Source organism: Halopelagius fulvigenes (genome assembly GCF_042662625.1).
GTDB classification, from domain to species: domain Archaea; phylum Halobacteriota; class Halobacteria; order Halobacteriales; family Haloferacaceae; genus Halopelagius; species Halopelagius fulvigenes.
Genome location: NZ_JBHSXH010000015.1, coordinates 1,767,176 through 1,779,681 on the forward strand (window position 1 = coordinate 1,767,176; position 12,506 = coordinate 1,779,681).

A 12,506-nucleotide genomic window follows, 5' to 3' on the forward strand; every position below is an offset into this window, starting at 1 on the left:
CCGCTCGCTTCGTCTTCGGACGACCCCCGAGTTGTCCGAACGGCGGGCGAGACGGCCTTGCCGTCTCGCTTCGCTCGCGGATGCTCGGTACGGGACGATTATCTCTCAGACGTCCATCCGATGTAGGTGATTCCGACGCCCAACAGCACCACCAGAAACCCGATCTCGTAGTGTATGAATTGGGCGGCTCCGAGGCCGAGAACGCTTACGTGAGTACCCGCGACCATGCGCTTCAGGTCCATCGACTCCGCTTCGTAGGAGGGCACGTCATCTGTCCGGTCAATCTCCACATCTATCTACCGCAGACACGCTCCGCGGCGAGTCGCCTCACTCCGGCGGATAGTCGATACCGCGTTCGTCCAAGAACGCCGCGAACCCATCCTCGTCGAGTTCGGGCACGCCGTTCTCCTCGGCGTCGTCTCGCTTCGTCCGTCCCGCGCCCTCGCCGACGACGAGGTAGTCCGTGTTGCCCGACACCGTCGTCGTCGCCGTCGCGCCGTGGCGTTCGACCAGTTCCTGCGCCTCGTCCCTCGTCACCGACAGCGACCCGGTGAAGACGAAGGTGAGTCCGTCGAGTTCGTCGCCGCCGGAGTCGGCCGCCCGCGCCTCCGGTTCGACGCCCTCCTCGCGGAGTGCCTCGACGGCCCGCCGGTTCCGGTCGTTCCCGAAGAACTCTCGAATTCGCTCGGCGACGGCCGGCCCCACGTCGTCCACCGCCCGGAGTTCCTCCTCGCTCGCGTCCATCACGGCGTCTAACCGTCCGAACTCGCGGGCGAGGTTCCGCGCCGTCGCCTCGCCCACCTCGGGGACGCCGAGGGCGGTGAGGAAGTTCGAGAGCGTCGGGTTTCGGGTGTCGTCTATCTCCGAGACGAGGTTCTCCGCGCTCTTCTGCCCCCAGCCGTCGAGTTCCGCGAGCTCGTCCGGTTCGAGGCGGTAGAGGTCGGCCAGTTCCGAGACGAGGCCCGTCTCCACGAGCTGTTCGACGCGTTCCTCGCCGAGTCCGTCGATGTCCAACGCGCCTCTGCTCCCGTAGTGGCCGACGGCGCGGACGAGTTGTGCGCCGCATTCGAGTCCGCCGGTGCAGTAGGCTATCGGGCCGTCGCGTTCGACCGGACTGCCGCAGACGGGGCACTCCTCGGGGAACTCGTAGGTGCCGTCGGCGCGTTTCTCCACGACTTCGGCCACGTCCGGAATCACGTCGCCCGCGCGCTTGATGCGCACCTCGTCGCCGACGTTCACGCCGAGGCGGGCTATCTCCTCGGGGTTGTGAAGCGACGCGCGCGAGACGGTGACGCCGCCGACGTCCACCGGGTCCAACAGGGCGACGGGCGTGAGACGACCCGTCCGGCCCACCTGCACCACCACGTCGGTGATCGTCGTCACCTCCGACCGGGCGGGGAACTTGTAGGCGAACGCCCACCGGACGGCGCGGTTCGTCTCGCCCAGTCGCTTCCGTTTCCCGCGGGCGTCCACCTTGATGACCGTCCCGTCTATCTCGTAGTTCAGGTCCTCGCGTTCCGCCAGCAACGCGTCCCGGTACTCGATCGCGCCCTCGATGTCGTCGGCGCGTTCGACGCGTTCGTTCGTCGGGAGGCCCCACGCGTTGAGGCGATCCAGCGTCTCCCACTGCGTGTCGGGCGCGTCCGTCGCGTCGAGAACGTCGTAGAAGAACACCGCGAGCGGTCGTTCGGCGGCGACGGACGGGTCGAGTTGGCGAAGCGTCCCCGCGGCGGCGTTCCGCGGGTTGGCGAACGGTTCCTTCCCCCTCTCGACGCGTTCGCGGTTGTGCTCGCGGAAGGCGTCCCGCGGCATGTACACCTCGCCGCGGACGGCGAGGAACTCCGGGTGGTCGCCGCGGAGTTTCAGCGGCACCGACCGGATGGTCCGGACCTGTCGGGACACGTCGTCGCCGCGGACGCCGTCGCCGCGGGTGGCCGCGCGTTCGAACTCGCCGTCGCGGTAGACGACTTCCAGGGATAGACCGTCGAACTTCGGTTCGCAGACGTAGTTCGCCTCGCCCACCTCGTCGCGGACCCGGCGGTCGAACTCGCGGACGTCCTCGGCTTCGACCGACTGGTCGATGGAGAGCATCGGCGCGACGTGTTCGACCGTCTCCAGTTCGTCCAGCGGTTCCCCGCCGACGCGCCCGGTCGGACTCGCCTCGTCGTCGAAGCCGAACGCCGCTTCGAGGTCCTGCAGGCGGGCGAACAGTTTATCGTACGTCCGGTCCGCGACGAGGGGGTCCGCCTCGACGTAGTAGCGGTAGTCGTGTTCGCGCACGGCGTCGCGCAGGAGAGACACCTCTCTCTCGGCCTCCTCGCAGGAGAGTTCCTCGACCGGTTCGAAGTCGGTGTCGGGTTCGACGAGGTACGGGTTGCCCGCGTCGGCGTACGCCGTCTCGAACTCCGCGTCGCCGGGCGACTGCTCGCTCATCGTTCGCCGGTGTGCGCGCCGGGGGGTAAAATCCACCGCCGGGCGGCGAGAGCGGCGGCGAACCCCTCACTCCAGCTTCGCCCGCGCGTGTTCGCGGACGGCCTCGTGCGGGTCGTTCGCCGCCGTCTCGCGGAGGAGTCGGCGCGCCTCCGGGCCGCCGACGCGTCCGAGCGCCGTCACCGCCGCCCGTCGGAGCGCCGTGTCGTCGTCCGCCAGCACCGACGCCATCGCCTCGGCGACGCGCGCCGGTTCCTCGCCGAGGCGGCCGAGGGCGTCGATGGCCTCGCGGCGGACGTCCGCGTTCGGGTCCGACGTCGCCCGGTCGGAGAGGGGCGACACCGCGGCGGCCGTCCCCAGTTGCGCGCTGGCGAGGCACGCCCGCCGCCGGACGCTCGGGTCGTCGTCGTCGAGTGCGGTCACCACCGTCGGAATCGCCCGCGGGTCGCGGATTCGGCCGAGGGCCGCGACGACGTTCCACCGGAGTTCGGACTCGTCGTCGTATGCGTCGCAGAGGGGGCCGACGGCCCGCGGGTGCGCCTGCGCGCCGAGTGCCTCTATCACCCACGACCGGACGGCGGAGACGGGGTCGTCCAGTCGCTCGATGAGCGCTCCGACCACGCGTTCGCGCGTCGCATCGGACAACTCCTCGCCGTCGCGGAACTCGTCCGCGCGCGCGCCGAGTTCGGCGAACGCCCCCGCGGCCTCCTGCCTGACGAGGGGGGAGTCGTCGCTCAACCGGCGGAGAAGCGCGGGGACGGCCCGTTCGTCGTCGGCCCAGCGAACGACGGAGATCGCCTCGCGGGCCACCGACGGGTCGGGGTCGTCCACCGCTTCGAGGACGAGTTCGTGGGCGCGTTCCCCGTTCGTGACGCGGAGGACGCGCACCACGGTCTCTCTGACTGCGGGGTCGTCGCCGGTCCTGAGCAGGTGCGCGAAGCGATCCATCGCCGCCGTCGGGTCCACGTCCCGCGCCGCCCGGACCATGGCGTACCGCGTCGTCTCGTCGCTTTCGTCCGTCGCGGCCCCGAGGAGGGGATCCAACGCCTCCGGGTCGCCGACGGTGGCGAGGGCCGTCGCGGCGGCCCGCCGAACCGCGTCGTCGTCGTCCGCGAGTTCTCCGACGAGGGCATCCACCGCCCGCGGGTCGGCGAGAACGTCCAACGCCCGGACGACGGCCCGGCGGTCCCGGGCGGAGAGGTCGCCGTCCAGCGTCTCGACCAGGATCGGAACGGCGGTCCGGACGCCGCGGCGCGCCAGTTCGGTCGCCGCCTCGGCGCGGCGGTCGGCGTCGGCCAACGCCTCGCGGAGTCGCTCCTCGGACCAGTCGCAGACCGAGGGGCCGACCACCGCGTCGAGGCCGCGAAGCTCCGTCCGCCCGGTGCGGACGGCGAGTCTGTCGCCGACGGCGACCCGTCCGGCCGGCGTCCGGCGGGCGGACGGCGTCTCCCCGCGGGCGTCGAGTTCGCTCGGGTCGAACGCCACGGTTCCCTCGCCCACGTCGAGGAGGGCGCGCCCGTCGGAGACGGCGACCACCTCGCCGCGGAAGCGCGTTCCGCGCCCGTCGAACGCCTCCGAACCGGGGTCGATTCCGACGGCGTCGCCCTCGCCGACCGATTCGACCGAGGGGTCGGAGAGCCAGATCCGGGCGACGGCGCGCGATTCGCGTTCCGCCGCCTCGGCCCGGCCGTCCGGGTCGGAGACGCCGACGCGCGCGCCGCCGGCCGTGACGACGGTTCGCCGTCGCTCCGCCTCCCGACCGGCGGCGGCCGAAACGCCGCCGGACTCCGCCCCCCGCGCGACCGACCGTCGCTCGGCGGCGTCGTCGGACTCCGTTCCGGAGGCCGACGGGTCCCGGTCGCCAACCGCGTCGAGGAGGCGGACCGGGAGGCCCCACTCGTCGAACTCCGCGGCCGCGAGTTGGAGCGACCGCATCTCGGCGCGGAGGCCGGCGACGCTCTCGGTGAGTTCCGGGTTCGTCTCGACCACCGCGGTACAGAACGTCTCGACGGTCGAGAGCACCTCCTCGACGAGTGCGCGCCGGTCGGCGACGACGCGTTCGGAGCGGTTCGGTTCGGTGCCGTCCGATTCGGCGTCGCCCGATTCGGCGTCGTCGTCTCCGTCGTCCGCGCCCTCCGAGTCGGGCGTCGTCCCGTCGGGGAAGGTCAACTCCGGGCCCTCCGACTCCGGGGCGGACGCGAACCACGTCGCAACGCCGTCGCCCGCGGGTTCGAAGTGGAACTCGAACCGTTCCTCGAAGAACTCCACGACCGCCGCCTCGCCGTCGAGGACGCTCGACACCGCCGCGAGCAGTTGGTCGAGGTGCCACCGGAGGTGGTCCCTCCCCTGACCGACCTCTCGTCCCCCGACGACGAGGCGGACGTCAGCCGGCGGGTCCGCGTCTCCGCCGCGGATGCGGTCGTACACCGTGGCATCGTACGCGACGCTGACGCGCACGTCCGTCTCACCCAACCCCTTCGACATGCATCTGAGACGACGGTAGTCCGGAAAAAGCACTTCGGTGCGGCCGCCCCGGAATGCCGTAACCGCCGGTTATAAGATGCCGCGGGAATATGCGTGAGATACATGAACGACGGTTTCCACACCCGGAGCCTGCACGCCGGGCAGGAACCGGACTCGGCGACCGGCGCCCGCGCCCCGCCCCTCTATCAGACCACGTCGTACGCCTTCGAGGACGCGGACCGCGCCGCGGACCTGTACGCCCTCGACGCCGAGGGCGACGTCTACTCCCGCATCTCGAACCCGACGACGCGAGTTCTCGAAGACAGGTTGGCGGCGTTGGAGGCGGGCGTCGGCGCAGTCGCCACCGCGTCCGGGATGGCAGCGCTCGACGCCGCGACGAGCATCCTCGCCCGCGCGGGCGACAACATCGTCGCCAGCGCCGATATGTACGGCGGCACCTCCACGTACTTCACGAAGATGGCGACCCGACGCGGCGTGGACGTCCGCGTCGTGGACACCCTCGATTACGACGCCTACGCGGACGCCGTGGACGACGACACCGCGTTCGTCCACGTCGAGACCATCGCCAATCCCTCGCTGAAGACGCCCGACTTCGAGCGTCTGGCCGACATCGCACACGAGGCGAAAGCGCCCTTGGTCGTGGACAACACGTTCGCGACGCCGTACCTCTGCCGCCCCATCGAACACGGCGCGGACATCGTCTGGGAGTCCACGACGAAGTGGATTCACGGGTCCGGCACCACCGTCGGCGGTATCCTCGTGGACGGCGGCGCGTTCCCGTGGGAACACGCCGACTACGACGAACTCTCCGGCGAGAACCCCGCGTTCGGCATCGACTTCGTCGAACGGTTCGGCGACCGGGCGTTCGCCGTCGCCGCCCGCCAACGGTCGCTCCGAACGCTCGGAAACCAGCAGTCGCCGTTCGACGCGTGGCAGACGATTCAGGGGTTGGAGACCCTCCCGCTTCGGATGCAGCGACACTGCGAGAACGCCCGCGAGGTGGCGACGTTCCTCCGCGACTACGACGACGTGGCGTGGGTGTCGTACCCCGGCTTCGAGGACCACGAGACGCACGAGAACGCCTCGAAGTACTTCGGACAAGGGTACGGCGGCATGGTGACGTTCGGCCTCGAAGCCGGCTTCGAGGCGGCGAAGGGCACCTGCGAGAACGTCGAACTCGCCTCCTTCCTCGCCAACATCGGCGACGCGAAGACGCTCATCATCCACCCCGCCTCCACCACCCACGCGCAGTTGAGCGCCGAGGAACAACGCGCCGCGGGCGTCGGCCCCGACATGCTCCGCCTCTCGGTCGGCATCGAGGACGCGAGCGACGTCGTCGCGGACTTAGACGGGGCGATTCGCCGCGCGACGGAGGACGCCGCATCCGCATGAGGACACCATGAAGACCGACAGCGGAACCGTCGACGTGGGCCGGTTCGACTTCGAGTGCGGCGAGGAGATACCGAATCTCCGCGTCGCCTACGAGTCCTACGGCGAGTTCGACGGAGATAACGCGGTCCTCGTCTGTCACGCCCTCACCGGCAGTCAGAACGTCGCGGGCTACGGGTCCGAGACGACCGGACAGGCCCGCGCGTGGTGGAACGACATCGTCGGCCCGGGGAAGGCCGTCGACACGAACGACTACTTCGTCGTCTGCGCGAACGTCCCCGGGTCGTGTTACGGCACCTCCGGCCCGCCGAGCGAAGGACCGGACGGCGACCCGTACGGCACCGACTTCCCGCCCGTGACCGTCGGCGACTGGACGCGTTCCCAACGCCTCCTGTTGGACGAACTCGGCGTCGGTCGCCTGCACGCCGTCGTCGGCGGGAGCGTCGGCGGGATGAACGCCCTCGACTGGGCGAAGCGCTACCCGGACGACGTGCGCCGCGTCGCCGCCGTCGCCACCGCGCCGCGCTTGGACCCGCAGTGTCTCGCCCTCGACGCCATCGCCCGCCGCGCCATCACCACCGACCCCGACTGGAACGGCGGCGACTACTACGAGTCGGGCGAGGCGGACGGCGACGCCGACGGCGCGCCGGGGCCGAAGAACGGCCTCGCCCTCGCGCGGCAACTCGGGCACGTGATGTACCTCTCGAAGTCGTCGATGGAGCAGAAGTTCGGCCGCCGGGCGGCGGGACGGGACGCCACGCGCGACGCGTTCCCCGCCGACCCCGCGGCTTCCTTCTTCCCCTATCGCGACGTGGAGTCGTACCTCGACTATCAGGCCGAGAAGTTCGTCGGCCGCTTCGACGCCAACTCCTACCTGTATCTCACCCGCGCGATGGACGACTACGACCTCTCGGAGGGGTACGAGGACGACACGCGCGCCGTCGCCGCATACGAGGGCGAGACCCTCCTGATGTCGTTCACCGGCGACTGGCACTTCACCACCGAGCAGTCTGAGGCCCTCGCGGAGTCGTTCCGCGACGCCGACGTGCCCGTCGCCCACCACGTCGTCGAGTCCGACCACGGCCACGACGCCTTCCTCGTGGAACCCGAGAAGGTCGGCCCGCCACTCCGCGACTTCCTCGATACGGGCGTCGAGGGCCGAGCGATTCACGACACCGACGACGACGAGGAGATAGACGACGGGTCGCAGTTCGCGCCCGTCCACAACAGCCTGTTTTCGGGATGACGCCCTCCCTTCCGCGCCTCGTCGGCCTCCTCGGATTCGCGTTCGTCGCCGTCGTCGTCCTCCTCGCGGCGGCGTTGGCGCCCCCGAAGACCGACTGACGCCGCTTCCCCGCCGACCCGAAGGAATTTGTCCGTCTCGGACGACGACTCGGGTATGCCTCTGCTCCGATTCGCCGGCCGAATCGCGGCGCTTCTAGCCGCGATTCCGGCGTACTACGTCGCGTACCTCCTGCTCACGGAAACCGTCGCCGTCGGCGCCGTCACCGCCGTCGGTGCCGCGTCCCTCGTCGTCGCCCTCGGCGCGACGTACGTCGCCCTCATCCCGGACGGACTGGGCGCGCGAACCATCGGCGTCTCGTTCGGCGGCCTCCTCGCCGTCGTCGCCATCGTCGTCCTCTCGACGCCGCTTCTGGCCCTGACGCCGCTCGCCGGACTCGCCGTCGGCGCCGTCGCCCTCGTTCTCCTCTTCGCGGGCGCGTCCGTCGCCGACGCGCACGCGGTCTGAACTTTCTTCTCCGTCCGCCTCCGAGCCACCGGCGTATTTTGTGAGAACGTGGGTGTTTACCACACGCCCGGACGAACCGGGCGGGTATGTCCGACGAGAACGACGAGGAGAGACCGCTCGGATTCGACACGCGAAGCCTGCACGCCGGGCAGGAACCCGACCCGGCGACGGGCGCGCGCGCACCGCCCATCTACCAGACCACCTCGTACGTCTTCGAGGACGCCGACGACGCGGCCAGCCAGTTCGCCCTGGAGAAGGAGGGGTACATCTACTCGCGGTTGATGAACCCGACGCTCGCCACGTTGCAGGAGCGTCTGGCCTCCCTCGAAGGCGGCGTCGGCGCGGCGGCGACGGCGTCCGGGATGGCGGCGTTCGACTTAGCGAACTTCCTTCTGGCGTCGGCGGGCGACAACGTCGTCTCCGCCTCGTCGCTGTACGGCGGGACGTACACGTACCTGACCCACACCGTCGAACGCCGCGGCGTGACGACGAAGTTCGTCGATACGCTCGACTACGACGCCTACGAGGAGGCCATCGACGACGACACCGCGTACGTCCACCTCGAAACCATCGGCAACCCCGCCCTCGTGACGCCGGACATCGAGCGAATCGCCGACATCGCCCACGACAACGGCGTCCCCCTGTTCGTGGACAACACGTTCGCGACGCCGTACCTCTGCCGCCCCATCGAACATGGCGCAGACCTCGTGTGGAACTCCACGACGAAGTGGATTCACGGCGCGGGGACGACCGTCGGCGGCGTCCTCGTGGACGGCGGGTCGTTCCCGTGGGCCGACCACGCCGAGAAGTACCCCGAGATAGCGCAGGACAACCCCGCCTACCACGGCGTCAACTTCGCGGAGACGTTCGGCGACGCGGCGTTCACGTACGCCGCCATCGCCCGCGGCCTGCGCGACCTGGGCAACTCCCAATCGCCGTTCGACGCGTGGAACACCATCGAGAAACTGGAGTCGCTTCCGATGCGGATGGACCGCCACTGCGAGAACGCGATGGCCGTCGCGGAGTTCCTGGAGGACCACGACGCCGTCTCCTGGGTGAACTACCCCGGACTGGAGAGCCACGAGACCCACGAGGAGGCGTCGGAGTACTTAGACGGCGGCTACGGCGGCATGATAACGTTCGGGTTAGAGGCGGGGTACGAGGCGGCCAAGGAGACGGTGAACGACGTGGAACTCGCCTCCCTGTTGGCGAACGTCGGCGACGCGAAGACGCTCGTCATCCACCCCGCCTCGACGACGCACCAGCAACTCACCGAGGAGGAGCAAGCGGCCGCGGGCGTGACGCCCGACATGGTCCGCCTCTCGGTCGGCATCGAGGACGCAGACGACATCATCGCGGACTTAGCGCAGGCCATCGACTCCGCGACGAACTGAGTCGCGTCGGCGTCGAACCGAGCGGGGACCGACGCCCCGTCCGCGGGTTCGGTCCTCCGCAAACCGTCGGAATTTAACCGTCCGCTTTCGAGTAGGCGTACGTGGTCGAAGTACTCCTCGTTATCGGACTCGTAGTCGCCGCGTTCGTCGGATTCAACATCGGCGGTTCTTCGACCGGCGTCGCGTTCGGTCCGGCGGTCGGGAGCGACATCGTCTCGAAACTCGCCGCCGCGGCGTTGATGACCGGATTCGCTTTCCTCGGCGCGTGGACCGCCGGGCGAAACGTCATCCAGACCATGGGCGGTCAGATCGTCCCGGAGAGCCAGTTCACGCTGGCGGCGAGCGTCGCCGTCCTCTTCTTCGTCGGCCTCGCCCTCCTCATCTCGAACACCTTCGGCGTCCCCGCCTCCACGTCGATGACCGCCGTCGGCGCCATCGCCGGCCTCGGCGTCGCCACCGGCACGCTCAACGCGGAGGTCATGCTCGAGATCATCTCGTGGTGGATCGTCTCGCCGGTCATCGCCTTCTGGATCTGCGCCGTCGTCGGGCGGTACGTCTACCCGTACCTCGACGCGAGACTGAAACTCGACCGCTCGCCCGGACCGCTTCTGACGCTTGACCGCTCCGGGGCGGTCCCCCGCCCGACGTTCGGGCCGAACACCACGTCTAGAGAACTCGGGAGCATCGTCCTCGTCGTCGTCATCGCCTGCTACATGGCGTTCTCCGCGGGCGCGTCGAACGCCGCCAACGCCGTCGCGCCGTTGGTCGGTAACGGCGCCGTCGGCATCGACGCCGCCATCCTCCTCGCGTCGGGCGCTATCGGCCTCGGCGCGTTCACCATCGCCCGCCGGACGCTGGACACGGTCGGAAACGACCTGACCGAACTGCCGATTCTGGCGGCACTCGTCGTCGAGACGGTGTCGGCATCGCTCATCGCGTTCCTGTCGTGGCTGGGCATCCCCGCCAGCCTGGCCGTCTCCGCGACGATGTGTATCGTCGGCCTCGGGTGGGGGCGGGCGACTCGCTCCGTCACCATCGGCGAGGCCCTCGGCGGCAAGTCGCCGGGGATGTCCGTCAACGCACTCACCGCCGAGACGGACGAGAACGTCCCGGCCGTCGGCGAGGAGTCCGAGACCGACCTCGCGGGACGGAATCTATTCGATCCGGGGACGACCGGCCGGGTCATCTTCTTTTGGCTCCTCACCCCGTCGCTGTCGGCCGCGGCGTCGTACGCGCTGTTCGCGCTGACCTCGGTCTAATCATATTCGGTTGGACACGCTGGACGTGCGTCCGGTGACGGCGGCGGGGTTGTACCGTCGTTGGGCGGGAGGAACAGCAAAGTCTAATGGTGTGGGTTTCCAACCGTGGCGTGATGCCCACGGTAGAATACCTCAACTACGACGTACTCGATGACAACGGCTGGGACATGGACGACGACGACCTCTTCGAGAAGGCCTCCGACGCCGACCTCGGCGACGAGGACTACGGTACGCTCGACGTCAATCAGGGCGAGTACATCCTCGAAGCGGCCGAGGCGCAGGGCTACGACTGGCCCTTCTCGTGCCGCGCCGGCGCCTGCGCGAACTGCGCGGCCATCCTCTTCGAGGGAGAAATCGAGATGGACATGCAGCAGATTCTCTCGGACGAGGAGGTCTCCGAGAAGAACGTCCGCCTGACCTGCATCGGCTCCCCGGAGGCCGAAGAGGTCAAAATCGTCTACAACGCGAAGCATCTCGACTACCTCCAGAACCGCGTCATCTGAGGCGTTCACCCCGACACTTTCTTTCGGTCGTCGCGCGCGACGTGTCGCCGCAGAGGAGGTCCTCACCGCCGCCGTGGGTGTGACAATACCTATCATATACCCGTCTACCAGTCGTGTTTCTCGACTTTCAGGATACCAAAGCAATAACTCCCCCCGGTGCAGTTCGCCTGTATGTTCGCCACCGTACCCGACCTGCTCCGACTCCTCGTCATCCCGGCGTTGGGGTGGGCGGCTTGGCGCGACGTGGAGACGCGTCGAGTCCCGAGCGTCACGTGGTATCCGCTCGTCGCACTCGGCGTCGTCCTCCTCGCGTGGGACGCCCTCGGACACCTGTCGTTCGCGACGTTAGCCGACCGCCTGTTCTTCGTCCGCGTGGGCGTGAGCCTGCTGTTCGTCGCACCGCTCTCGTACGCATTCTGGTATCTCGGCGGGTTCGGCGGCGCAGACGCGAAGGCGCTCATCACCTTCTCGATACTGCTGCCGACGTTCCCGACGTACTACCTGCCCGGAATCGCGCTCCCCGCGGAGGCGACGACGCTCGGCGTGTTCTCGATGACCGTCCTCACGAACACGGTCATCTTCGCCCTCGGCTACCCGCTGGCGATGGCCGTCCGGAACGTCCTCGACGGCGACACGGAGGTTCCGCTCCTGTTCTTCGGGCGGCGTATCCCCACCGTCGACCTCTCGACGGCCCACGGCCGCCTGTTCGAGACGCCCGACGGCTACACCCGGAACGGACTCGACATCGACGCCCTCCGGATGTACCTTCGGTGGCGCGGGACGACGCTCGCGGCGCTCAGAGGCGACCCCGAGGGTCACCGCGACCCCGCCGGTATCTCCCGGACGCACGACCCCACCGACGGCGCAGTCGGCGCGGGCGTCGCCGCAGACGGGGGTACCGTCGCCGCCGCGGATACCGACTCAGACACTGACGCTGACGCCGACTCCGACACCGACGCTGACGCTGACGCCGCGACGACTATCCTCGACGCCGAGGACGAGTGGGGCGCGGAGGCGTTCCTCGACTCCATCGAGGGGTCGGCGTACGGCACGACGCCCGAGAAACTCCGCGAGGGCCTCGACGTCGTGACGACGGCCGACGAGGTGTGGATTTCGCCCGGCATCCCGTTCCTCGTCCCGATGTTCTTCGGCACCGTCGTCGCGTTCGCCTACGGCGACGTGCTGTTCGGCGCCGTCGGTGCGCTCGGACTCGTCTGAGGCGTCGTTTTCTCTCTTCGGGGTACAACGCCGGCGTCCGCTTCGGCCGGCGGACGGCGGCCGACTGACGCCTCGGTCG

The 12,506-nt window shown here is 69.4% G+C and carries 10 protein-coding genes; 7 read left to right on the top strand and 3 right to left on the bottom strand.

The features are described from left to right. Positions 1–98: 98 nt before the first annotated feature. The 3 genes from ACFQEV_RS19385 to ACFQEV_RS19395 form a co-directional block, all read right to left on the bottom strand. A complete protein-coding gene (locus tag ACFQEV_RS19385) occupies positions 99–266 on the bottom strand; it encodes a hypothetical protein (protein ID WP_379699627.1) in 168 nt (55 codons plus the stop codon). A 61-nt stretch (positions 267–327) separates the two neighbouring features. Further along, on the bottom strand, positions 328–2,433 hold the full coding sequence (gene ligA / locus ACFQEV_RS19390) for an NAD-dependent DNA ligase LigA (protein WP_379699630.1): 2,106 nt from the start codon (positions 2,431–2,433) through the stop codon (positions 328–330). Positions 2,434–2,499: 66 nt separating this feature from the next. Continuing rightward, complete coding sequence (locus tag ACFQEV_RS19395) at positions 2,500–4,914, bottom strand: HEAT repeat domain-containing protein (RefSeq protein ID WP_379699632.1); 2,415 nt, start codon at positions 4,912–4,914, stop codon at positions 2,500–2,502. A 102-nt stretch (positions 4,915–5,016) separates the two neighbouring features. Between ACFQEV_RS19395 and ACFQEV_RS19400 the strand changes: the two genes are divergently transcribed. The 7 genes from ACFQEV_RS19400 (at position 5,017) to ACFQEV_RS19430 (ending at position 12,427) form a co-directional block, all read left to right on the top strand. After that, positions 5,017–6,306 (top strand): O-acetylhomoserine aminocarboxypropyltransferase/cysteine synthase family protein, encoded by a 1,290-nt coding sequence (locus tag ACFQEV_RS19400; protein WP_379699634.1) that lies wholly within the window; start codon positions 5,017–5,019, stop codon positions 6,304–6,306. 7 nt (positions 6,307–6,313) lie between these two features. Further along, positions 6,314–7,549 (top strand): homoserine O-acetyltransferase MetX, encoded by a 1,236-nt coding sequence (gene metX, locus ACFQEV_RS19405; RefSeq protein ID WP_379699637.1) that lies wholly within the window; start codon positions 6,314–6,316, stop codon positions 7,547–7,549. A 153-nt stretch (positions 7,550–7,702) separates the two neighbouring features. Next, positions 7,703–8,053: a hypothetical protein gene (locus ACFQEV_RS19410; RefSeq protein ID WP_379699640.1), complete on the top strand. Its 351-nt coding sequence runs from the start codon at positions 7,703–7,705 to the stop codon at positions 8,051–8,053. An 86-nt stretch (positions 8,054–8,139) separates the two neighbouring features. Beyond that, positions 8,140–9,447 (top strand): O-acetylhomoserine aminocarboxypropyltransferase/cysteine synthase family protein, encoded by a 1,308-nt coding sequence (locus ACFQEV_RS19415; protein WP_379699643.1) that lies wholly within the window; start codon positions 8,140–8,142, stop codon positions 9,445–9,447. A gap of 101 nt (positions 9,448–9,548) precedes the next feature. Continuing rightward, positions 9,549–10,706, top strand: a complete 1,158-nt coding sequence (locus ACFQEV_RS19420) for an inorganic phosphate transporter (RefSeq protein ID WP_379699646.1) — start codon at positions 9,549–9,551, stop codon at positions 10,704–10,706. 113 nt (positions 10,707–10,819) lie between these two features. After that, positions 10,820–11,209 (top strand): ferredoxin Fer, encoded by a 390-nt coding sequence (fer, locus tag ACFQEV_RS19425; RefSeq protein ID WP_379699648.1) that lies wholly within the window; start codon positions 10,820–10,822, stop codon positions 11,207–11,209. 171 nt (positions 11,210–11,380) lie between these two features. Further along, complete coding sequence (locus ACFQEV_RS19430; RefSeq protein ID WP_379699650.1) at positions 11,381–12,427, top strand: A24 family peptidase; 1,047 nt, start codon at positions 11,381–11,383, stop codon at positions 12,425–12,427. The last annotated feature ends 79 nt before the right edge of the window (positions 12,428–12,506 follow it).